This window comes from Chenggangzhangella methanolivorans (assembly GCF_019797865.1).
GTDB lineage: Bacteria > Pseudomonadota > Alphaproteobacteria > Rhizobiales > Methylopilaceae > Methylopila > Methylopila methanolivorans.
This window is the reverse complement of sequence record NZ_CP081869.1, coordinates 1,180,023-1,203,054: the sequence shown is the minus strand read 5'-3', so window position 1 is coordinate 1,203,054 and position 23,032 is coordinate 1,180,023. Positions and strand designations below refer to the sequence as shown.

The 23,032-nt window shown below is 65.8% G+C and carries 17 protein-coding genes and 4 pseudogenes; 16 read left to right on the top strand and 5 right to left on the bottom strand.

Annotated elements, in window-relative coordinates; all coding sequences use genetic code 11:
• Positions 1-61: 61 nt before the first annotated feature.
• Complete coding sequence (locus tag K6K41_RS06420) at positions 62-2,614, bottom strand: HWE histidine kinase domain-containing protein (protein WP_261404368.1); 2,553 nt, start codon at positions 2,612-2,614, stop codon at positions 62-64.
• Positions 2,615-2,820: 206 nt separating this feature from the next.
• Here K6K41_RS06420 and K6K41_RS06415 point away from each other — a divergent pair, with 206 nt between their 5' ends.
• From K6K41_RS06415 to K6K41_RS06405, 3 genes are read left to right on the top strand one after another with little or no spacing between them, the layout of a single operon-like run.
• On the top strand, positions 2,821-2,982 hold the full coding sequence (locus tag K6K41_RS06415; RefSeq protein ID WP_261404367.1) for a hypothetical protein: 162 nt from the start codon (positions 2,821-2,823) through the stop codon (positions 2,980-2,982).
• The gene (locus K6K41_RS06410; RefSeq protein WP_261404366.1) at positions 2,979-3,245 is read left to right on the top strand and encodes a hypothetical protein; all 267 of its coding nucleotides are present in this window, start codon (positions 2,979-2,981) and stop codon (positions 3,243-3,245) included. Before K6K41_RS06415 ends, K6K41_RS06410 begins: the two co-directional genes overlap by 4 nt.
• On the top strand, positions 3,242-4,510 hold the full coding sequence (locus K6K41_RS06405) for a cation:proton antiporter (RefSeq protein ID WP_261404365.1): 1,269 nt from the start codon (positions 3,242-3,244) through the stop codon (positions 4,508-4,510). The genes K6K41_RS06410 and K6K41_RS06405 overlap by 4 nt, the downstream gene beginning before the upstream one ends.
• A 16-nt stretch (positions 4,511-4,526) precedes the next feature.
• On the opposite strand, the gene K6K41_RS06400 is transcribed toward K6K41_RS06405, so the two are convergent.
• Together K6K41_RS06400 and xth are read right to left on the bottom strand one after the other, a co-directional pair.
• Positions 4,527-4,985 carry a DUF1810 domain-containing protein gene (locus K6K41_RS06400; protein ID WP_261404364.1) on the bottom strand — a complete coding sequence of 153 codons (459 nt, stop codon included), beginning with the start codon at positions 4,983-4,985 and terminating at the stop codon, positions 4,527-4,529.
• Positions 4,978-5,803, bottom strand: a pseudogene (xth, locus tag K6K41_RS06395) (exodeoxyribonuclease III). Before xth ends, K6K41_RS06400 begins: the two are co-directional and overlap by 8 nt.
• A gap of 146 nt (positions 5,804-5,949) precedes the next feature.
• On the opposite strand from xth, the pseudogene K6K41_RS06390 reads away from it, so the two are divergent.
• The 7 genes and pseudogenes from K6K41_RS06390 (at position 5,950) to K6K41_RS06360 (ending at position 14,017) form a co-directional block, all read left to right on the top strand.
• Positions 5,950-8,230, top strand: a pseudogene (locus tag K6K41_RS06390) (FdhF/YdeP family oxidoreductase).
• Positions 8,231-8,389: 159 nt separating this feature from the next.
• Positions 8,390-9,325, top strand: a complete 936-nt coding sequence (coxB, locus tag K6K41_RS06385) for a cytochrome c oxidase subunit II (RefSeq protein WP_261404363.1) — start codon at positions 8,390-8,392, stop codon at positions 9,323-9,325.
• Positions 9,322-11,859 (top strand): annotated as a pseudogene (gene ctaD, locus K6K41_RS06380) (cytochrome c oxidase subunit I). The gene coxB and the pseudogene ctaD overlap by 4 nt, the downstream one beginning before the upstream one ends.
• The gene (locus tag K6K41_RS06375; protein ID WP_261404362.1) at positions 11,856-12,251 is read left to right on the top strand and encodes a hypothetical protein; all 396 of its coding nucleotides are present in this window, start codon (positions 11,856-11,858) and stop codon (positions 12,249-12,251) included. Before ctaD ends, K6K41_RS06375 begins: the two are co-directional and overlap by 4 nt.
• Complete coding sequence (locus K6K41_RS06370) at positions 12,248-12,877, top strand: cytochrome c oxidase assembly protein (protein WP_261404361.1); 630 nt, start codon at positions 12,248-12,250, stop codon at positions 12,875-12,877. The genes K6K41_RS06375 and K6K41_RS06370 overlap by 4 nt, the downstream gene beginning before the upstream one ends.
• Before the next feature lie 295 nt (positions 12,878-13,172).
• Positions 13,173-13,295 (top strand): annotated as a pseudogene (locus K6K41_RS06365) (c-type cytochrome); the annotation flags it as partial.
• A gap of 65 nt (positions 13,296-13,360) precedes the next feature.
• On the top strand, positions 13,361-14,017 hold the full coding sequence (locus K6K41_RS06360; RefSeq protein WP_261404360.1) for a c-type cytochrome: 657 nt from the start codon (positions 13,361-13,363) through the stop codon (positions 14,015-14,017).
• 3 nt (positions 14,018-14,020) lie between these two features.
• On the opposite strand, the gene K6K41_RS06355 is transcribed toward K6K41_RS06360, so the two are convergent.
• Both K6K41_RS06355 and K6K41_RS06350 read right to left on the bottom strand, forming a co-directional pair.
• Entirely contained in the window at positions 14,021-14,419 is a 399-nt protein-coding gene (locus tag K6K41_RS06355) for a TIGR02588 family protein (protein ID WP_261404359.1), read from the bottom strand.
• A complete protein-coding gene (locus tag K6K41_RS06350; protein WP_261404358.1) occupies positions 14,419-15,276 on the bottom strand; it encodes a TIGR02587 family membrane protein in 858 nt (285 codons plus the stop codon). The genes K6K41_RS06355 and K6K41_RS06350 overlap by 1 nt, the downstream gene beginning before the upstream one ends.
• Before the next feature lie 60 nt (positions 15,277-15,336).
• On the opposite strand from K6K41_RS06350, the gene folB reads away from it, so the two are divergent.
• The 6 genes from folB to K6K41_RS06320 all read left to right on the top strand — a co-directional run bounded on the left by folB (position 15,337) and on the right by K6K41_RS06320 (position 23,028).
• Positions 15,337-15,804 (top strand): dihydroneopterin aldolase, encoded by a 468-nt coding sequence (gene folB, locus K6K41_RS06345; RefSeq protein ID WP_261404357.1) that lies wholly within the window; start codon positions 15,337-15,339, stop codon positions 15,802-15,804.
• A gap of 69 nt (positions 15,805-15,873) precedes the next feature.
• Positions 15,874-16,407 carry a (2Fe-2S)-binding protein gene (locus tag K6K41_RS06340; RefSeq protein ID WP_261404356.1) on the top strand — a complete coding sequence of 178 codons (534 nt, stop codon included), beginning with the start codon at positions 15,874-15,876 and terminating at the stop codon, positions 16,405-16,407.
• Positions 16,404-17,420, top strand: coding sequence for an FAD binding domain-containing protein (locus K6K41_RS06335; protein ID WP_261404355.1), 1,017 nt, complete (start codon positions 16,404-16,406; stop codon positions 17,418-17,420). Before K6K41_RS06340 ends, K6K41_RS06335 begins: the two co-directional genes overlap by 4 nt.
• Positions 17,421-17,434: 14 nt before the next feature.
• Positions 17,435-19,669, top strand: a complete 2,235-nt coding sequence (locus K6K41_RS06330; protein WP_261404354.1) for a xanthine dehydrogenase family protein molybdopterin-binding subunit — start codon at positions 17,435-17,437, stop codon at positions 19,667-19,669.
• Between the two features lie 105 nt (positions 19,670-19,774).
• Positions 19,775-21,442, top strand: a complete 1,668-nt coding sequence (locus K6K41_RS06325; RefSeq protein ID WP_261404353.1) for an alpha-amylase family protein — start codon at positions 19,775-19,777, stop codon at positions 21,440-21,442.
• Complete coding sequence (locus K6K41_RS06320; RefSeq protein WP_261404352.1) at positions 21,439-23,028, top strand: alpha-amylase family glycosyl hydrolase; 1,590 nt, start codon at positions 21,439-21,441, stop codon at positions 23,026-23,028. Before K6K41_RS06325 ends, K6K41_RS06320 begins: the two co-directional genes overlap by 4 nt.
• Positions 23,029-23,032 lie beyond the last annotated feature (4 nt).

Here is a 23,032-nt window from a genome sequence, read left to right as displayed (position 1 = left end):
GCCCCATCCGTCGAGAGCCCGCTGCGCTCCGATGTTGGTCACGTTCATGGCTGTTCCGCCTTCAGACAATGAGTTCCTCGAGGACCCGCGCGATGCCCTCGATCGTGTAGGGCTTCTGGATCACGGTGCGGCTTTTATGGTCCTCCGGCAGTACGGCCTGCTCGCCATAACCTGTTGCGAACACGAATGGGACGTTGAGCTGGCGAAGGCGGTCGGCCACAGTGAAGCTGGTCTGGTCGCCAAGATTGATGTCGAGGACGGCGATGGTCGGCTGATCGGCGTCGATCAGGTCGAGAGCGCTTTCGACCGCCGACGCTGTCATGACCTCGGCCCCCAACCGCCTGAGAATGTCTTCAGCGTCGAGCGCAATGATCAGGCTGTCCTCGACGAGCAGCGCTTTGTGCCCCTTGAGGAACTCCGTAGGCGTGTTTGATGAGTGCATTGGCGAGTGCCGCGCAGCCTTAATGATGATCGGTGGCTGCGGACCTGCCGTGTCGGAGACATGGCGGGCTGGGATCAAGAAAGTCGCCTTCACTCCGTCTGAGGCGTAGTCGATCTCAGCCTTGCCGCCGAGGTCATAAGGAACGGAGCGGCCGATGATCGTCGTGCCAAATCCCTTTCGGGTCGGAGGCTCGACCGGTGGGCCACCGCGCTCCAGCCAGTCGAACTGCAGGCCGCCGTCCTCGGTGCGATTCCAGGATACATCGACATGGCCGCCAGCCGACAGGCTGCCGTACTTGGTCGAGTTCGTGACGAGCTCGTGCACCACGAGCGCCATCGTCGAGTAGGCCTGCGGGTTCAGCATCACGGGCTCGCCTGTGACGTGGACGCCATTGTCCTCAGCGTCCAGGAATGCCTGCGCTTCGGCGTCGATCAGGGCGCGGATTGGGGCCGGTCCCCAGTGATCGTCGGTGATCTGGTTGTGAGCTCGCGCCAGCGCATGGATGCGACCATCCACCAAGCTGACGAAGTCCTCGATCTTGTCGGAGGGCGGCTTGGCCTGGCGTATCAGCCCGCGGATCACGCCGAGGATGTTGCGGACCCGATGGTTGAGCTCGGCGATGAGCACTTCTTGTTTGCGGCTCGCGCGGTCGCGCTCGGCGCTGGCCTCGCCCGCGAGCCGAAGCACGACCTCAATCAGCGTCGCCCGGAGCGTCTCGGCCACGCGGATCTCAGGAGGGGTAAAAGGTCTGCTGTGTCCTTTCACAAGCTGCTGCCATTCGGCGAAGCTCTCGCGGGGCGTCAATCGCGGACCGTTCGGGCCGAAGCTGACCGGCTTGTGTGGGTCGCCGGCCCAGCGCACCGACCGGACCATCTCCTCGCGGAACAGGATGACGTAGTCGCGCGGCGCCCGGGAGATCGGGATCGCGAGCATGCCAGCTGAGCGATCCGCGAACTCCTCTGCGCCGGGCATGAGCGAGGCGATCTCATCGGTAGCGAACACTCGGCCCGCAGCAGTGACGTTTAGCGTCCGGACGATGCGGGTGAACTCCTCGGTGGACGGAGTAACGCCTGAAAACGCGTAGCTGCCGTTGATCCAGACGCCCACGCCCTCGGCCGGGATGACGTGCGTGAGGATACCCGCGAGCCACTCCGGATCCTTCAGCAGCATCTCATTCGTGGCGACGGCGCCGAGGAGCTGGTCGGACACGTCCCGGGCTTGCCGCTCGTAGTCGAGCACTTCCTTGCGCTCGCGACCTTCGAGGCGCATCGAGTACATCTGGGCGAACAGCTCGCAGACCGACCGCACCTCGAAGCTTGGCAATTTCGGCGAATAGTGGTGGCAGGCGAAAAGCCCCCAGAGCTCGCCATCGACGATGATCGAAATCGACATGGAGGCGCAGACCCCCATGTTCTTCAGGTACTCGATGTGGATCGGCGAAACCGACCGTAGGATCGACAGCGACAGATCGAGAACCTTGCCCTTTTCGTCTCGCCCCGGGTGGATCGGCACTGGGACCGTGTCGACATCGGAAATGACCCGAAGCAGGTTCCGCTTGTAGAGCTCGCGCGCCTGGACCGGGATGTCGCTCGCCGGATAGTGCAGGCCCTTGAACGACCCGATCCCAGGCTTGGAGGTCTCCGCAACGACCTCGCCCGAACCGTTCTCAGCGAACCGGTAGACCATCACGCGGTCGAACCCGGTGAGCGCGCGAACCTGGCGGGCGCCTTCAGTGTAGAACGCCGACGCGTTCGTCACGAGCTCCAGACGGGACACCATGGCACGGACGAGGCTGGTCGTATCGCCATGCCGTTCGGCCGCCGGCTGCGCCTCGATCACGATCTGCCCGCAAGACAAGTGGATGCCGACATCGAACGGTCCGGCCCTATCCGACAACTTCAGGTCGAAGACCTTGTCGACGGCGTTTGGGCCGCGGAGCGTCGTCAGCCGGTTTCGGAGACTGTGGATCGCTTCTGGGAGGAAGATCTCGTCGAGCGGCCGGCCGATGAGGCTCTCGTCCATCTCACCCAGGAACTCGCCGACATTCGTCGAGGCGCGCGCGACGATCCAGTCGAGGGTGAGCGCGAGGAGAAAGCCGATGGGCTGAATAGCGCCGAGGAGATGGATAGGCTCGCGGTCGCAGTTCGTGAGGTCGACGTCGTGGCGGTTCATGGAGCCTGCAAGAGCACAGACGGCCGACGGGCCGCCAAATCAACGGGTGCGCAACGCGGATAAGGGAGGATCGGTTCGGCCTGATTGGCCTATGTTTTTCGCCTTAGCAGACGTAGGCGTCTTTATCTAACGCCGGCGCCTCAACACCACTCGCTGTGCTGAACCTTCGATCCCTCCGCCCGTTGCCTTCAAAAGAGGAGCCGACGATGGATGTTGAGATCTTCGAGTTCGAACCGGGCCGCTGGTCCTACAAGCTCGGCAGCGCGCCGTCTGTCGAAACTTTCCCGTCGCGTGAGGCAGCGCTAATCGCGGCTGAACAGGTCAGGGACAAGCAGGCCCAGGCGCCAAAGCCAGAGAACGGCGAATGAGCCTGACCACCAATGATGGGTTCATCATTGAAACCCACGACACGCGTCGAGCTGGCGATGGCGACAAGATCACCCGCTGGATTGTCCTGGCATTGGATGAGACTGAGGCTCTTGGCCTGCTGAAAGCGGAGATGCCGGACCTCGACCACAGGATCGTCGCGAGCGGAGACGACATCCGAGCTCAGGCAAGACGGCTTGGGATCGAACCCGGCACGTACCGCCAGACAGACATGACCGGTCTCTCCCCTCAATCTGACCGATGAACCTGCCGCAAGATTGGCTGCCGGACGCCTACATTCTCGGGCTGACAGGCGCTGGATTGCTTATCGCTCTGGTGGTTTGGCTGCCGCTGGCTCTACGACGGCTTCCGCTTTCGTTACCGATCGTCTGCATCGCGATCGGAGCGGCGTTCTTCGCCCTCCCGCAGGTCACGTTCAAACCGCTGCCGCTGCGTTATCCCGAGCTCACAGAGCGGCTTGCGGAGTTCGTCGTCATCATCGCGCTGATGGGCGCTGGGCTTCGGATCGATCGTGTCTTCGGAATCCGTCGCTGGTCTGTCGCCCTTCGGCTCATCGTCATAGCGATGCCGCTCAGCATCGCGGCGATCACCGCTATCGGCGGGTGGCTGCTCGGCCTGTCCTGGACGGTCGCCTTACTGCTCGGCTCAGTGCTCGCTCCGACCGATCCTGTTCTCGCGTCCGACGTTCAGGTCGGTCCGCCGCGAACTGAGGACGAGGACGAGGTCCGGTTCGGGCTAACCGCCGAGGCTGGTCTCAACGACGGTTTCGCGTTCCCCTTCGTGCATCTGGCGATCGCGCTCGCCGCGTCGGCGGCGACCGGAAAGGCGTGGCTGGCAGAATGGATCGCGATCAATGTTGTCTGGGAGATCGTCGTCGGGATCGCGGCCGGCTATTTGATCGGCCGGGCGTTTGGATGGCTGACGTTCCATGTGCCAGCCAAAACCAAGCTCGCCAAGACCGGCGACGGCTTGATCGCGCTGTCGGCGACCTTCGTTTCCTACGGCCTCACCGAAATCATCCACTGCTACGGCTTCCTCGCCGTCTTCGTGACGGCGCTGACGTTCCGGCACGCCCACCGCGACCATGAGTTTCAGGTCGGCATGCATGAGCTCGCCGAGCAGATCGAGCGCATCACCATGATGGCGCTGCTGCTACTGTTCGGTGGCGCGCTCGTCAGCGGCCTCCTGGCTCCGCTCCAATGGGTCGACGTTGTTGCGGCCTTCGCCGTGCTTCTCATCGTTCGGCCGATCGCTGGCCTTGTTGGATTGATTGGACACGAGGCCAACTGGAAGGAGCGGTTGACGCTCGCGTTCTTCGGCATTCGAGGCGTGGGATCGATCTATTACCTGGCCTTCGGCCTGAACCACATGACCGTCGAAGGCGCCGAGAGGCTATGGGCAATTGTTGGCCTCGTTATCTTAGTCTCGATCCTGATGCACGGCCTGACGGTCACGCCGATCATGCGCCAACTCGATCGAAGCCAAGGACGCGACCCGGATTTCGTTTGACGGCCCCGGCTTCGTTTCAATCAGCGCCGGTCGACGAACTGGACCGGCCGACAAGCTCAAGCGTCCGCGGATCGCGGCGCCCATTGCAGAACGTATCGATAGCTTGGCTGAAGCTTGCTGCTGCGCCGTCCGAGGTGAGTTCGAAGAGCGTCATCGACGAGCAAAATTTCATGTCGTCCGGCGCGCCAAAAATCTCATGGACCGTCCGCCCATTCAGGCCGAGGACCGCGTCGACGCACTCTCTTAGCCGATCTCCGAGAATTGGATGCGCGAGATAGGCGCGGGCTTCGTCGAGCGACGAAAGGCCATAGAATTGAGCGGTCGACGAGATCCCGAGCCCACGAAGCTGCGGAAACACGAACCACATCCAATGGCTCGTCTTGCGGCCGGCTTGAAGCTCGCGCAGAGCCTGATCGAACACGCCGCCATGTTGCGCCGCTACAAAGCGCTCGAGATCATGAGCCTGGTCAGCCATTGCTCTTGCCCCCATCCGTCCTGGCCTTGCGAGGCTTCGGCGCGGCGTTCGTCATCTCCACCCACACTGGCGCGTGGTCGCTTGCTTTCGGCCATCCGCGAACCTCACGGTCGACGCCGGCGCGCTTCAGCCGCGGAGCGAGCCATGGGCTCAAGAGCAAGTGATCGATGCGCAGCCCCGCGTCCCGGCCCCAAGCGTTTCGGAAGTAGTCCCAAAACGTGTAGATGCGCTCGTCGGGATGGAGCTTGCGAAGAGCATCAGTCCAACCCTGGGCGACAAGGCCGTGGAAAGCCTCGCGGACTTCCGGCCGAAACAGCGCGTCGTCGAGCCACCGCTCCGGCTTGTAGACGTCAAGGTCGGTCGGCATAACGTTGAAGTCGCCGATCAGCGCCGCGGGCACGTCTGCAGCTAGCAACTCCGACGCATGCCGCGTGAGGCGGTCAAACCATTCGAGCTTGTAGTCGAAACTTTGGACCCGGCGTCGGGTTGCCGTTTGGCATGTAGAGGCAGCCGATCAGCACGCCGTTCACCGCCGCCTCGATGTAGCGGCTTTGCTCGTCCTTCGATCCCCCGGGTAGCCTGCGCCGCGTCTCCACCGGATCGGCGCCGCGCGCGAGGATAGCAACCCCGTTCCACCTGCTCTGGCCGTGCCAGATCGCGCCATAGCCGGCGTCTCGGATCGCGGCCTCGGGGAACTTCGCCTGGGGCGCTTTCAGCTCCTGAAGACATACCGCGTCGGGCTTCGCCTGATCCAGCCAATCGAGCAGGACCTGAAGCCGGCCGTTGACGCCATTGACGTTGAAGGTGGCGAGTTTCAGGGCGTTGTCTCCGTAGCTTAACGGTGCGAGCTCGAACGGCGTTCAGCCACACCTCGTGCCAAGGAACGCTGCTCTCTGGCAGCCGTTGCACGTAGCGGCGCCGGTCAGACAGTGACCGACGCCAGCCATGTCGAGGAGCCGACAGTATGGCGCGTGACACCCACATCGAGAGCTATGACGGTCCGGCCGGCGGCTGGGGCTCGGCGAAGTCCGTCGCTCATGCGCTCGCGCACCACGGGGCACCGGTCAGGGGCGCGGCGGCGCTCTGGAAGCAGAACAAGCCGGGCGGCTTCGCCTGCGTCAGCTGCGCGTGGTCGAAGCCCCGCAACCCGCATGTGTTTGAGTTCTGCGAGAATGGGGCCAAGGCGACCGCCTGGGAGCTGACCTCGAAGACGGTCGGGGCGGAGTTCTTCGCGCGCCACACGCTGACCGAGCTCGAAGGCTGGGACGGATTTCGACCTCGAGGATCAGGGCCGGCTGACCGAGCCGCTGAAGTTCAACAGCGCGACGGACACATACGAGCCGATCGCCTGGGAGACGGCGTTCGAAGAGATCGGCGCGACGCTGAAGGGCACCGAGCCGAAGCGGTCGGTGTTCTACGCCTCCGGCCGAGCCTCGCTCGAAACCTCCTATATGTATCAGCTGCTGGCGCGGGCCTACGGCACCAACAGCCTGCCGGACTCGTCCAACATGTGCCACGAGAGCACCTCGGTCGCGCTGCCCGAGAGCATCGGCGTGCCGGTCGGCACCGTGTTCCTCGAGGATTTCGACCGCGCGGACCTGATCTTCTTCTTCGGCCAGAACGTCGGGTCGAACGCGCCCCGAATGCTGCATCCGCTGCAGGAGGCGGCCAAACGCGGCGTGCCGATCATCACGTTCAACCCGCTGAAAGAACGCGGGCTCGAACGCTTCACCAACCCGCAAGCTCCGACCGAAATGCTGACCGGCGCCGAGACCCGGATCTCGACGCAATATCATCAGCTCAAGGCCGGCGGCGACCTCGGGACACTGTTTGGGATGTGCAAGGCGCTGATCGCGCTCGACGACGCGGCGGCGCCGTCCGCCAAAGTCATCGACCACGGCTTCATCGCCGAGCACTGCCACGGCTACGAGGCGTTCGCTCAAGCCTGCCGCGCCAGGGACTGGTCTGAACTCGAGCGCCATTCCGGGCTGACGCGGGACGCGATGGAGGCGGCGGCCGCCGTCTACGCCACCTCCACCGCCGCGATCGGTGTCTACGGCATGGGCATGACCCAGCACCGGACCGGCGTCGAGAACGTCCAGATGCTGATGAACCTGCTGCTGATGAAGGGCAATATCGGCCGCCCCGGCGCCGGCATCTGCCCGGTGCGTGGGCACTCGAATGTGCAAGGCCAGCGCACGGTCGGCATCACCGAGAAGGTGAAGCTCGCGCCGCTCGACAAGCTGAAGGAGCTCTATGGCTTCGAACCGCCGCGCGAGGACGGCATGGCGACCGTCGACGCCTGCAAGGCGATCATCGGCGGCGAGGTCGAGGCCTTCCTCTCGCTCGGCGGAAACTTCCTGCGCGCCGTGCCCGAGACCGGGCTGATGGAACAGGGCTGGCGCAAGCTGAAGCTCTCGGTCCAGATCGCTACCAAGCTCAACCGCAGCCATGTGGTGCACGGCCGGGCGGCCTATCTGCTGCCGTGCCTCGGCCGCATCGAGATCGACCGGCAGGCGGGCGTCCCGCAGATGGTCTCGGTCGAGGACTCGACCTCGCACTTCCACGCCAGCCGCGGCTTCGCGGAGCCCTGCGCCGAAACGCTGATGTCGGAGCCCGCGATCGTGGCCGGCATCGCCAAGGCGACGCTTGCGGAAAACCCCGCGATCGACTGGGACGGCTGGACCGCCGACTACGCGCGCGTTCGCGACGCGATCGAGGCGACCTATCCAAAAGTGTTTCCGGGCTTCAACGCCCGCATCGACACGGCCGGCGGCTTCCCCAAACCGATTACGGCGCGGGAGCGCGAATGGAACACAGAGACGGGCAAGGCCAACTTCATCTTCCCGAAAAGCCTCGATGAAGACCCAGACATGCCGGCGCCGCAGCCGGATGCGTTTCGACTGATCACTCTGCGCTCGAACGACCAGTTCAACACTACGATCTACGGCTATGACGACCGCTTCCGCGGCGTCGACGGCACGCGGATGATCGTGTTCATGAACCGGAACGACATCGCCCGGCTGTCGCTGAAGGACGGCCAGACGGTCGCGATGCGCACGGTGGCGGATGATTTCGAGCGCGAAGTCTCTGGCTTCCGGATCGTGGACTACGACATCCCGGAAGGCTGCGTCGGGGCTTACTATCCCGAGTGCAACCCGCTTATCCCGCTCTGGCACCACGCCAAAGGCTCGAAGGTGCCGGCCGCGAAATCGATCCCCGTGACGTTGCGCGCGATCGACTAGCGACAGCCGCGCCGCGAGGGCTTCTCTCACACCCGCGTGATCACCAGTTTTGAAGGTATCCAAGTCTTTGCCGGCGTCGCCCGTCGCCATAGGTTGGACCAACACTTCGAACCGGGGTCCGGCGGAATCCGCACTCTCCTAATTCGCACCGGCGCGATCGTGACGCTCGGCGTAGGCCTTTCGGCCTGCGCCGGCGTCCAATCGGCGCTCGACCCGGCTGGCCACGAGGCCCGCGAGGTCGCGACCCTGTTTTGGGTGATGCTGATCGGCGCCGCGGTGGTGTGGACAGCCGTGATCGGCGTCGCGGTCTACGCGTCTCGGTTCAAGTCGGGGCCTTACGACGATGCGGTCGGCCACCGCGTGATCCTCTGGGGCGGGGTGGCGTTTCCGACCGTCGTCTTGGCGGGACTGCTGGTCTACGGCCTTGGCCTGATGCCCAAGCTGCGAGAGCCTGGCGAAGGCCTGCGCATCGATGTTTCGGGAGAGCAGTTCTGGTGGCGCGTGACCTATCGCCCGAAGGACGGCGCGGCGGTCGCGAGCGCCAACGAAATCCGGATCCCGGTCGGCGAGCGTGTCGAGTTCGCGCTGACGAGCCCGGACGTCATCCACGCGTTCTGGATTCCGGCGCTCGGCGGCAAGGTCGACATGATCCCCGGCCGCGTGAACCGACTGGTGCTGAAGGCTGAAAAGCCCGGCGTCTATCGCGGGGCCTGCACCGAATTCTGCGGCGCGAGCCATGCGCTGATGGCCTTCGACGTCCGCGTGATGGAGAAGCCCGCCTTCGAGGCGTGGCTGAAGGCGCAGTCCGCGCCGCCGCCGAGCGCCAAGGGCCAGGACCTCTTCACGCGACACGGCTGCGGGGCGTGCCACCAGGTGAGCGGCACGGACGCCAAGGGCGAGGTCGGACCCGAACTCACGCGCTTCGGAGACCGCCTGACGGTCGGGGCAGGACTTCTGCCGAACACGCCCAAGAACGTCGCCCGCTTCATCCGCGAGACCGACACGCTCAAACCCCGTTCCAAGATGCCGGCCTATAGCGCGCTGTCGAACGAGGATGCGCTCGAGATCGCGAACTGGCTCGGGAGCCTGAAATGACCGAAGCCGCCCGCGCCCCATCCCCGCAGGACGATCCGGAACTCCGTAAGGCCCAGGAAGCCCGGCTCGAGAAGGTGTGGGAGACCCCGTCCGGCCTCCGCTACTGGTCGGCGGTCAACAATTCTGAGGTCGGGCTCTGGTACACCGCGACCGCGCTCGCCTTCTTCCTGTTCGCCGGCGTGCTTGGGCTGATGATCCGCACGCAGCTTGCCGTGCCGGGGAACGACTTCCTCTCGGCCACCTTCTACAATCAGGTCTTCACGCTGCATGGCACGGCGATGATGTTCCTGTTCGCCGTCCCGATCTTCGAGGCGTGGCGATCATCATCCTGCCGGAAATGCTGGGCGCGCGGGACCTGCCGTTCCCGCGGCTTTCCGCCTTCGGCTACTGGTCGTTCCTGCTCGGCGGCGTCTTCGTCTGCGGCTCGATCTTCTTCAACGCCGCGCCCGACGGCGGCTGGTTCATGTATCCGCCGCTCACGACGGATGAGAAGCAGACCGGGATCGGGGCCGACGTCTGGCTCTTGGGGCTGTCCTTCATCGAAGTCGCGTCGATCGCCGCCGCCGTCGAGCTCATCGTCGGCACCCTAAAGTGCCGGCCGCCCGGCATGCGCATCAACATGATGCCGCTCTACGCCTGGTACGTGTTGGTCGTCGCCGGCATGATCCTGTTCGCGTTCCCGCCGCTGATCGCGGGCGACATCCTGTTCGAGCTCGAGCGGATGTTCGACTGGCCGTTCTTCGACCCCAAGCGCGGCGGCGACCCGCTGCTCTGGCAGCACCTGTTCTGGATCTTCGGCCATCCGGAGGTCTACATCGTGTTCCTGCCGGCGATCGCGCTGCTTGCGATGATCATCCCGACCTTCGCGCAGCGTCCGATCCTCGGCTATTCGTGGATCGTGCTGGCCGCGGTCGGCACCGGCTTCCTGTCGTTCGGCCTGTGGGTCCACCACATGTTCACGACGGGCCTGCCTTCAATCTCGCTCGCGTTCTTCTCTGCGGCATCGGAAGCCGTCGCGATCCCGACCGGCGTGCAGATCTTCGTGTTCCTCGCGACGCTTCTCGCCGGCCGGGTCGTCTACTCGACCCCGATGCTGTTCGCGATCGGGGCGCTCGGCATCTTCACGTTCGGCGGGCTGACGGGCGTGATGGTGGCGCTCGCGCCCTTCGACTGGCAGGCGCACGACACCTATTTCGTGGTGGCGCACCTGCACTACACGCTAATCGGCGGCATGTTCTTCCCGCTGATCGCCGGGCTCTACTACTTCTACCCCTTCGCCATGGACCGGAAGCTGTCGGACCGCCTCGGCAAGTGGGGCTTCTGGCTGATGTTCGTCGGCTTCAATGTCACGTTCCTGCCGATGCACATTACGGGTCTGCGCGGCATGCCGTCGCGTCTTCACCTATACCGAAGGCCTCGGCTTCGACACGCTCAACATGGTCTCGACCGTCGGGGCCTTCGTGTTCGCGGCGGGCGTGCTGGTCGTGACCTGGGACGTGCTGCGGCCGAAGGGCAAGGAGCCCTACGCCGAGCGCAATCCGTGGAACGCGGGCACGCTCGAATGGCTCTCCGAGAACCCCGGCAAGGACTGGGGCGTGCGGACCGTTCCTGTCGTCACCACGCGATACCCGCTCTGGCAGCAGCCGAATTTCGTGCGCGACTACGACGAGGGCCGCTTCTACCTGCCCGACGCCGAGGAAGGGAAACGCGAGACGCTGATCACCTCGGTGCTCGACGCCCGGCCGATCCAGTGCCTGCGCGTGCCGGGAAACACCTTCATGACCATGGGGGCGGCGTTCCTGACCGGCGGCGCCTTCATCGCCGCGACCTTCTACGCCTGGACCCTCACCATTCTGTTCTCGATCGCGGCGCTGATCTCGATTCTGATCTGGCTCTGGCGCGGCACTGCGGTGATCCCGGAGAAGGCCGAGAAGGACGTCGGGCTCGGCCTGAAACTTCCGCTTTACGTGTCGGGTCCGGACTCGGTCGGCTGGTGGGCGATGTTCATCACCATGATCGGAGACATGGCGGCCTTCGCCAGCCTGCTGTTCGGCTACTTCTTCTACTGGACGATCCATTCGACCGCCTTCCCGCCGACGGCAGGCGCCGGGCCCGGACAGTTCTGGCCCGCGGTCGCGCTGATGCTGGTGCTGGCCTCATGGGGCGCGATGCTGCTTGCGCGCAGGGCGAACGCCGCCGACAGGCCGGGAAACTTAAGGTTCTGGCTGATGGGTTCGGCAGTGCTCGCGGTCGCGGGCGGCGCGGCGCTGCTCTGGGGGCCGCACGAGACAGGGCTCGACCCGACCTCCCATGTATACCCTGCGACCGTATGGGTCATCGCGATCTGGACCGCGGTGCACTTGGGCGTCGGTGTGATCATGACGCTCTACTGCCTCGCCCGCTCGGCCGCCTCGAAGCTGACGGCGGCCCATGACATCGACATCCACAATGTCGTGCTCTACTGGCACTTCGCGCTCGTCACGATGACCGTCACGGTCGCGGTGCTGGCGCTGTTTCCGCTGGCGGTCCGATGATCGCCTCGACGCGCGCCAACCTGATCACGCTGATCACCGCCCCGACCATCTGGGCGTTTCATTTCCTCGTCTGCTACATCGCGGCCTCGATCCATTGCGCCAAGGCGATGACGAACGCGCGCGTGTTCTTGGGCCCCGAATGGCCTGACGTGACGCTGGCGCGGATCATCATCGCAGGAGCGACGATCGTCGCGATGGTCGCCATCGCCTGGTCGAGCCGGCAGGCTTGGCGGCACTGGGGCGACGGGGACGCCGAGCCGCCTTACGACGACGCCACCCTCGACGACCGCCAGCAGTTCCTAGGCTTCGCCACCATCCTGCTCTGCGGCCTGTCGTTCATCGGCGTGATCTTCGTGGCGCTGCCGGCGGTGTTCATCGGGGACTGCCGGTGAACCGCGGCGCGTTCACGGTCCTCGGCGGAGCGGCCCTTGCTCTGGCGTGGTCGCCGCTACCGGCGACCGTCTTCGGCCACGGCTTCGCAGCCCACATGACGAGCCACATGACGGTCGTCGCCATCGCAGCGCCGCTGCTGGCGCTCGGGCTCGTCGGCTCAAAATCTGACCCGTCGCTGCATCGCCCAACACTGTTCGCCGCCGTGCCGGTCTCGCTCGTCGAACTCGTGGTGGTCTGGGGCTGGCACGCGCCGGCCGCGCACGATCTTGCCCGCTCGAACGGCTTCGCCTTCGCGGCCGAACAAGCCTCGTTCCTTGTCGCAGGCCTCTGGCTCTGGATCGCCTGCCTTGGCCATGGCGGCTCGAGGCCAGGCGCCGCGCAGGGGACGGTCGGCATGCTGCTGACCTCGATCCACATGACGCTGCTCGGCGTGCTGCTCTCGACCACGACGATCCCGCTTTATGCCGCCCATCATGGCGGCTCGGCCGACGCCCTCCATCAGCAGCATGTCGGCGGGATCGTCATGCTGCTGGTCGGCGGCGGCGTCTATCTCGCAGGCGGGCTTGCGCTTGCCGCCCGGCTGCTGCGGGAAGGTCCGGCCGCCGATGCGGGGACCGGCCGATGAAGTGGCGTATCGATTTCTTCGTCACGCCGTTGCGCGTCGCGCTCGCGGCCGTCGCGGTTGCGGGTGGCGTGCTGGCGTTCGGCTGGTCTGGCCTCTTCAGCGTCGCGGCGACGAGCGGCCACTGGCCGATCACCGACTGGTTCCTGCACTACGTCATGATCAACTCGGTCAAGACGCATTCGATCGCGGTCGAGACGCCGAGGAACCTCGATGATCCGGCGCTGATCGCCCGCGGCGCGGGCACTACGCGAGTGGCTGTGCGAGCTGTCACGGCGCGCCGGGGCGGCCGCGGAACCCGGTCATCCGCGAGATGGTCCCGACCGCGCCGGACCTCGACGCCAAGGTCCCGACCTGGGAGCCGAAACACCTGTTCTGGATCGTGAAGAACGGGGTGAAATACGCCGGCATGCCCGCCTGGGTTTCGGCCGAGGAGCGCGAGGACGAGGTCTGGGCGGTGGTCGCGTTCTTGCTCAAGCTTCCGGGATGTCCGACGAGACTTATCGCCGTCTCGCCATGGGACAGGAGAACGACGGAGCGGTCGGCGGTCTCACGGCGCTGGCGCATCGCGCGCAGGGACGCGGCCTTCGCGAGGATGTTCTGGCCGACTGCGCCCGCTGCCACGGCCGCGACGGCATGGGACGCGACGGCGACGCCTTCCCGGTCATCGCCGGCCAGAGCGAGGACTACATTTACGACACGCTCGCGGCCTATGCGCTGAACAAGCGCTACAGCGGCGTCATGGAGACGGCGGCGGCGCGGTTGCCATACTCCGACATCGCCGCGCTCGCCGAGCACTATGCCGCCCAGCCGCGCAAACCGGTCGAAGGCGCGAAGCCGCTCGATCCGGCGCTGGTCGCGCGGGGCGAGAAGATCGCGCGCGAAGGCCTTCGCGACACCGGCACGCCCGCCTGCTCGTCATGCCACGGGCCCGGTCGCGAGACGCCGAACCCGGCTTACCCGAAGCTCGCCGGCCAACACGCGTCCTATCTCGAAACCCAGCTCACGCTCTGGGAGAAAGAGCATGACAGCCGCGGCGGCGGACCCTTCTCCGGGATCATGCGCAAGATCGCGTTCGGGATGACGGAAGCCGACATCAAGGCGGTCGCCGCTTACTACGCCTCGCTGCCGCCCGGGGAATGAAGCTCAGGGCTTCCGGTACGACGTCGCCGCGATCTCCAGCGTGGCCGACGCCGGGTCGCGCTTCAGGATGACGCCAGCGCCCCGATCAGACTTCCGCGCGATGTAGTCGAGCGTCGTCTCGGCGCGTTCGATCACCCGGTCGCCATCTGTCAGCGTCGCGGCCACCACGACCTCTGCGGCGGTCGAGGGCCCGCGGTTCTCGGTCATGAATCGGACGACATAGCCGCCTTCGGTCGGGGTGACGTCGAGCACCTTCACAACGAGCACGGGCGCGCCTTCGTGATAGGTCAGCGCCTCGTGGGTCAGCACGCCGAGCACCGCGACCACGATCGCCGCGCCGAGCGCGCCCACGATCCATTCGAGGCGGCCCACCTCGCGCCGCGCAGGCTGCTTGGCGGCCATCAGCTCTGTCCTCCCACGATGAGCCGAGCGAACGCCGCGCCCATCGCGGCCGGGAAGCCGAGCACGATGACCAGGCGAAGCGCCGCCGACGCGCCAAGATCGTCGAGACGTCCGAAGATCCAGAGCATCGCGGCCGAGACCAGCAGCGCGATGGCGTAGCCCGGCAGGCTGTTGCGAACGAAGACGCTCCAGAAGCTGTAGTCGTCGGGCCTCGTCGCGCTCTGTCCTTCGAACCCGACCGAGTAGACGATCGCGTGCATCATCGCGATCGAGACGAGGACGAGCGCGATCGCGTGCCACGGCGTCATCGAGGCCGAGATGAAGTCGATCTCCTCGGTGGGCGCGATGTTGAACGACAGGAACACGGCCCCGCTCGCGACGAAGAGCAGCGATCCGCCATAGCCCGCCTGCTTGTTGCGGCTGTCGTCGGCCTCGTCCGACTGCCCCAGCTGCCCTTGCGCGATCACGGCCCCGAAACTCGCCGGCACGGTCTGGATGACGATCGCGCCCAAGACCTCGTCGAAGGAGAGGTGCGGCCCGATAAGCCCGAACAGCGACAGAACGATCGCAGAGGTGACGAAGCCGACCGCGATCGCCACGAAAGCGTCGCGCAGGTCGTCGACCCAGGTCTCGGTCTCCTCGAAGCCGATGTAGTGCGACAGCCCGACGAGCAGCGGCACGATCGCGACGAGCAGAAGCGCCAGCCGTGGGCGGTCCATGCTCGCGCCGAGCGACCACATCTCCATGGTCATTAAGACGGGCAGGGCAAACACGATCGAGCCGCCGGCGGCGCGACCAAGCCCGACCAGGAAGCCCTTTTCGATCTCGCGCATGCGCGCCGCGGTACGGGCGGTCATCGGTGAACGCGGTTCTTGCGCATGCGGGTGTGCGTTCCAAGGGCCGAGATGGCCTGACCGGTGCAACTGGCGCGCTGGATCCGCGGCGCCAGCGGGGCGCGCGCCATGATCGATTTCCCCGCCCGCGCGTTGGACCTAAAAACAACGAGGAGTCGTCGCGTGGACAAAGTGGTGCTGAAGGACCTGTCGATCTTCGCCCGTCACGGGCTGTTCGACGCCGAGGCGGAGCTCGGACAGCGCTTTTTCATCGACGTCGAGATCGGAGCGGACTTGTCGGTCGCGGAGGAACGCGACGACGCCGACGGCACGATCGACTGGGCGGACCTCGTCGAGACCGTCACGAAGGCCTTCACCGAGCGCCGCTACAAGCTGGTCGAGGCGGCGGCCAACGCGGTCGCGGCGGCGGTGTTTGTGAAGTTCCGGATCGCGCAACGTGTGCGGGTCGAGATCCGCAAGCCGTCTGCGCCCATCGAGGCGATCTTTTCTCACACCGCGATTATCGTGGAGCGGGAACGTCCCCGGTTTTGAATTGTTCTGATCCCAAGACGCTTCGCGCACTCGATGGAGGGCGTGACAACCAGTTTTGGGAGATGTCCCTTGGCGCAAGACGCGCGCTCCGCTTCGGAGCCCGTCGCCGTCACCTTGTCGGTGAACGGCGAGACCCATTCCGTCGAGATCCCGCCCTCGGCGACGCTGCTCGACGTGCTCCGCGAGCGGCTGCATCTCACCGGCTCGAAGAAGGGATGTGACCAGGGCCAGTGCGGCGCCTGCACGGTGCTGGTCGACGGCAGGCGAGTGAATTCCTGCCTGCAGCTCGCCGTCATGAACGACGGTCGCGAGATCACGACGATCGAGGGCCTCGGAAGGCCCGAAGAGCTGCATCCGCTGCAGGCCGCCTTCGTGGCGCATGACGCCTTCCAGTGCGGCTACTGCACGCCGGGCCAGATCTGTTCGGCGGTCGGGATGCTGGACGAGGGCCACGCCCATGGACCGGAGGAAATCCGCGAGCTGATGAGCGGCAATCTCTGCCGCTGCGGCGCCTACACCAATATCGTCGAAGCGATCGAAGAGGTGCGGAGCGCGCGTGAGGCCCCGACGCTGAAGACGCCCAAGCTGGAGGCCGCGGAATGATGAACTTCAGCTACACCCGCGCCACCACCGTCGGCGACGCCATTCAGGCGGTGGCGGGCGATCCGCAGGCGCGTTTCATCGCGGGCGGCACCAATCTCGTCGACCTGATGAAGTACGATGTCGAGCGCCCGGGGCGTCTCGTCGACATCACGCGGCTGCCGCTCAAAGCTATCGAGCAGACCGCCGACGGCGGCCTGAAGATCGGCGCGCTCGTGCCGAATTCGGACCTCGCCTATGACGCGCGGATCGAGCGGGACTATCCGCTGCTCGCGAGCGCCATTCTGGCCGGCGCCTCCGCCCAGCTCAGGAACGCCGCCACCACCGGGGGGAACCTGCTTCAGCGCACGCGCTGCTACTATTTTTACGACGCTGGCGTTCCCTGCAACAAACGCGAGCCGGGTTCGGGCTGCCCTGCCAAGACAGGCGTCAACCGCATCCATGCGATCCTCGGCGCGAGCGACGCCTGCATCGCCACCCATCCGTCCGACATGTGCGTCGCGCTCGCGGCGCTCGGCGCGACGGTCCATGTCGAGGGGCCGGACGGCGCCCGGGTAATCGCGTTCGAGGACTTCCATCGCCTGCCCGGCGATACGCCGGAAAAAGACAACACGCTCGCCCACGGCGAGATGGTTACGGCGGTCGAACTGCCGGCCCCACGCTTTGGCCAGAACCATACCTATCTCAAGCTTCGCGACCGGCTGTCCTACGCCTTTGCGCTGGTCTCGGTCGCGGCCGCCATCGAGCTCGACGGCGACGTGGTCAGCGAGGCGCGCATCGCGCTCGGCGGCGTCGCGCACAAGCCTTGGCGCGTTCCCGAGGCCGAGGCGTTGCTGAAGGGCAAGCTGCCGTCCTCCGGCGCATTCGAGGAGGCGGCCGACCGCCTGCTGAAGGGCGCGGTCGGCCATGGCGAGAACGACTTCAAGATCGAGCTCGCCCGCCGCGCCGTCGTCCGCGCGCTGTCCCAGGCCGCCGCCGGGACGCCGCAGGTCCAGTCCAACAAGATCGTCAACTGAAGGGACGTCAGCCCATGTCGAACGTCCATCCCTATGTCGGCCGCGCTCACCCGCGCGTGGACGGCGCGCTTAAAGTGACGGGCCGCGCGAAATACGCCGCCGAGTTCTTCGCCGACGGCATGGTCTACGCCGCGGCCGTGCCGTCGACGATCGCCAAGGGCCGCATCGTCAGCATCGATCTGTCGACCGCGAAGGGCGCGCCCGGCGTCATCGACATCCTGACGCATGAGAACCGCCCGGAGCTGCCGGATAGCGACAAGCCCTATCTCAATGACATGGTGGCGGTGCCCGGCAGCCCGTTCCGCCCGCTTTACAACGACCGCATCTTCTACAGCGGCCAGGCGATCGCTCTGGTCGTCGCCGACACCCACGAAAACGCGCGCCACGCGGCCTCGCTCGTGACCGCGACCTACGAGGCCAAGAGGCCGACGGTCGACGTCGCGGAGGCGCGCCACGAGGCCTACGACACGTTCGAGCCCCGTGACGGCATTCCGCCGCCGCCGCCCCCGCGCGGCGACGCCGAAGCGACTTTCAAGGGTTCTGACATCAAGCTGAGCGAGAGCTACCGGGTCGCGCCCGAGCATCACAATCCCATGGAGCTGATGGCGACGACCGTCGTCTGGGAAGGCGACGGCGCGCTGACGATACACACCAAGACCCAAGGGGTGAACAACCCGAAGATGTACATCTGCGCGGTACTAGGCCTCGATCCGGACAAGGTGCGGGTGACCTCGCCCTTCGTGGGCGGGGCCTTCGGCATGGCGCTCCGGCCGCATTACGACCTGCTGCTCGCGACCATGGCGGCATTGAAGCACGAGCGATCGGTCCGGCTCGTGCTGACCCGCGGCCAGATGTACACGATGGGCTGGCGCCCCGACACGCTGCAGACGGTCTCGCTGTCAGCGCAGGACGACGGAACGCTGACGTCGATCGCACATCACGCCATCCAGGCGACGTCGCGCTACGAGGACTATCAGGAGCCGACTGTGAACTGGTCGGGCCTGCTCTACGCCTGCCCGAACGTCACCCTGAAATACGAGCTCGCCAAGATCGACGTCTCGACGCCGTCCGACATGCGCGCGCCGGGCGCCGCGCTCGGCCTCTACGCGCTCGAGGTCGCGATGGACGAGATGTCCTACCGGCTCGGCATGAATCCGCTCGAGCTAAGGCTGAAGAACTACGCCGAGAAGGACCAGAACGACGACAAGCCGTTCTCGTCCAAGGAGCTGAAGGCGGCCTACGAAAAGGGCGCAGAGCGGTTCGGCTGGTCTAACCGCTCACCCGAGCCGCGTTCGATGCGGGACGGCAAGGAGCTTGTCGGCCTCGGCATGGCGACCGGCTGCTGGGAGGCGATGATGATGCCGCATTCCGCGTGCGCCACGCTCTCCGCCGACGGCAAGCTCAAGGTCGCGTGCGGCACGGCAGACATCGGCACCGGAACCTACACGATCCTCGCGCAGATCGCCGCGGACGCCTTCGATCTCGACATCGAGGACGTCACCACGGAAGTCGGCGACACCGACCTGCCGATGGCGCCGCCCGAGGGCGGATCCTGGGGCGCGGCCTCGGCTGGCAACGCCGTTCGGGTCGCGTGCGCGGAGTTGAAGAAAGAGCTGCTGACGCTCGCGCGCGGCATCGACGACTCACCGCTCGCAAACGCCAGCCTCGACCATGTCGCGTTTTCGAACGGCCGCATATCGCTGGTCTCGGATGGCGAGCGGTCGGTGTCCTACGCCGATGCGATCGCGGCTTCGGGCGGCGGCGAGGTGAAGGCCGAAGGATCGTTCGCGCCGGATGAAGAGTTCGCGGAGAAGTTCGCGGCCTTTACGCATTCGGCGGTGTTCGCCGAGGTGCGCGTCGACGAGCAGCTTGGCGTCGTGCGGGTGACCCACATCGTCAGCGCGATCGCTGCCGGCAAGATCCTGAACCTCGCCACCGCCCGCAGCCAGATTCTTGGCGGCGTGGTGATGGGGATGGGCATGGCGCTTCATGAAGAGACCATGTGGGACAAGACGCTCGGCCGGGTCGTGAACGCCAATCTCGGCGAGTACCACATGCCGGCCCACGCCGACGTTCAGAACATCGACGTCATCTTCGTCGAGGAGGACGACAAGGCCAATCCGCTAGGCATCAAGGGTCTCGGCGAGATCGGCATCGTGGGCGCGGCCGCCGCGATCGCGAACGCGGTGTTCCACGCGACCGGCAAGCGCGTTCGCGAGCTGCCGATCACGATCGACAAGCTGCTCTGATCGCATCGGGATAAAAACTCAGGCGGCGATACGCCCGGCCGGATGAGGAACGTCCGGCCGCGCTCCACGTTCGGCCCATCGAGGGCGCTGAGCGGGAGGCGGCGGTTGATCACCGATCTCTGGTACAAGAACGCGATCGTCTACTGCGTGGCGGTCGAGAGCTTCATGGACTCCGACGGCGACGGCGTCGGCGACTTCCGCGGGCTCACCCGGCGGCTAGATTATCTGCATGGCCTGGGCGTCACAGCGATCTGGCTGATGCCGTTCCAGACCTCGCCCGGCCGCGACGACGGCTACGACGTCTCCGACTACTACAATGTCGACGAACGCTTCGGGACGCTCGGCGATTTCGTCGAGTTCACCCATGGCTGCAAGCAGCGCGGCATGCGGGTGCTGATCGACCTCGTGGTCAACCACACCTCCGACGAGCACCCCTGGTTCAAGTCCGCACGCTCGGACCCGAAGTCGCCCTATCGCGACTGGTACGTCTGGTCGAAGAAGAAGCCCAAGAACGCCGACAAGGGCATGGTGTTTCCGGGCGTCCAGACCACGACCTGGACCTATGACGAGGCCGCCAAGGCCTACTATTTCCACCGCTTCTACGATTTCCAGCCCGACCTCAACACGGCGAGCCCGCTCGTGCAGGCGGAGCTCCTGAAGATCATGGGCTTCTGGATCCAGCTCGGCGTGTCGGGCTTTCGGATGGACGCGGTTCCGTTCGTGATCGCCGAGAAAGGACCGGACGTCGGGCTCGAACCGCCGTCCGACTTCTCGATGCTGCGCTCGTTCCGCGAATTCCTGCAGTGGCGCAAGGGCGACAGCATCATCCTCGGCGAGGCCAACATCGTCCCGAAGGAGGCGATGAAATACTTCGGCGACGACGGCGACCGCCTGCAGATGATGTTCAACTTCCACGTCAACCAGCGCCTGTTCTATGCGCTCGCCTCCGGCGACAGCGGCCCGCTCGCCAAGGGCCTGAACGAAACGAAGACCGCCTATCCCACCGCCCAGTGGGGCCTCTTCCTGCGCAACCACGACGAACTCGACCTTGGACGGCTGGAGCCCGAGCAGCGCCAAAAAGTGTTCGACGAGTTCGGGCCCGAAAAGGCGATGCAACTCTACGACCGCGGCATCCGCCGTCGTCTCGCCCCGATGCTGAAGGCGGACCGGCGGCGGCTCGAACTCGCCTACAGCCTGATGTTCACGCTGCCCGGCACGCCGGTGATGCGATATGGCGACGAGATCGCCATGGGCGACGACCTCAAGCTCCCGGAGCGCTACTGCGCCCGCACGCCCATGCAGTGGAGCAACCGCAAGAACGGCGGTTTCTCGACCGCGGAGAAGACCTATCTGCCGGCGATCTCGGGCGGCGCCTTCGGCTTCGAGACCGTCAACGTCGCCGACCAGCGTCGCGACCCGCAATCGGTGTTCAACTGGATGGAGCGCATCATCCGCATGCGCCAGGAGGTTCCGGAGATCGGCTGGGGCGAATACCGCGTGTTGCCGGTCAAGGATCCAGCCATCCTCGCGCTGCGCTACGAATGGCGCGGCAATGTCGTGGTGTTCCTGCACAATTTCGACGTCGAGCCGAAGGAGGTGGCGTTCCGCGCGGAGGGGACCGACGACGAGCCAGCGACGCTCTCCAACTTGCTCGACGAGAACCACAGCGACCCGGGACCGGACGGTCGTCACCACGTCGTGCTGGAGGGCTACGGCTACCGTTGGTTCCGCCTCGGTGGCCTCGACGACATCCTGAAGCGGAGCGAGGCTTGAGCGATCATCGTTGGTGGCAGCGCGGCGTCGTCTACCAGATCTATCCGCGCTCGTTCCAGGACACCAACGGCGACGGGATCGGCGATCTCGAGGGCGTGCGCCGGCGGCTCGACCACCTCGTCACGCTCGGCGTCGACGCCGTCTGGCTGTCGCCCATTTTCCCATCCCCGATGGCCGACTTCGGCTACGACGTCGCCGACTATCGCGGGATCGACCCGATCTTCGGGACGCTTGAGGATTTCGACCGGCTGATCACCGACGTTCATGCGCGCGGGCTGAAGCTCATTCTCGACTTCGTGCCGAACCACTCTTCGGATCAGCACCCCTGGTTCGTCGAAAGCCAATCGGGCCGATCGTCGGCGAAGCGCGACTGGTACATCTGGCGCGACCCGTCGCCGGAGGGCGGCCCACCCAACAACTGGATGAGCAACTTCGGGGGCCCGGCCTGGACGCTCGACGCGGCGAGCGGCCAATACTACCACCACGCCTTCCTTACCGAGCAGCCGGATCTCAACTGGCGGAACTCGGACGTGCGGGCAGCGATGGCCGACGTGCTGCGGTTCTGGATGGCGCGCGGCGTCGACGGCTTCCGCGTCGACGTGATCTGGCACCTCATCAAGGACGATGCGTTCCGCGACAATCCGCCAAACCCGGCCTGGGCCGAGGGCGCGCCGGACATCGGCCGTTACCTTCAGGCGTTCTCCGCCGACCAGCCCGGCGTTCACGACGTGGTCGCCGAACTCCGTTCCGTGGTCGACGAATTCGACGACCGGGTGCTGATCGGCGAGATCTACCTGCCCGTCGAGAAGCTCGTGACCTATTACGGCGTCGACCTTCTCGGCGCGCACCTGCCGTTCAACTTCCACCTCATCCTGACGCCGTGGAACGCGCGCGCGATCGATACGCTGATCCGATCCTACGAGGCGGCGCTGCCGCCCGGCGGCTGGCCGAACTGGGTGCTCGGCAACCACGACCAACGCCGCGTGGCGAGCCGGATCGGCGTCGCTCAAGCCCGCGTCGCCGCCATGCTGCTGCTTACGCTGCGCGGCACGCCGACGCTCTATTACGGCGACGAGCTCGGCATGACGGACGTTCACGTGCCGCACAAATTGGCTCAGGACCCGTGGGAACTGAACGAGCCGGGCAATGGCCGTGACCCGGCCCGCACGCCGATGCCATGGGACGGTAGGGTTGGCGGCGGGTTCACGGACGGCGCGCCATGGCTTCCGCTCGGCGACCTGAGCGAGCGCAACGTCGCGGCCGAACTGAGCGATCCTCGATCGATGTTGTCGCTGCAACGCGCCTTGCTCGCGCTCCGCCGCCGGGAGCCAGCGCTTGCAACCGGCTTCTGGTCTTCAATCTATACAAGCGGCGATGTGCTCGCCTACGGGCGCGGCGTCAATCCGGACGCGCGCGACTTCCTAGTTGCGCTTAATATCTCTGACGGACCTTCGATAGTTCAACTCGGCGAAGCACCGCTCAAAGTCGTCATTTCGACCCATCTCGATCGCGACGTCTCGGAGATCGCGGGCGCGATCGTGCTGAGAGCAAACGAGGGGCTGATCGTCCGCGCTACGTCTCGCTGAAGCA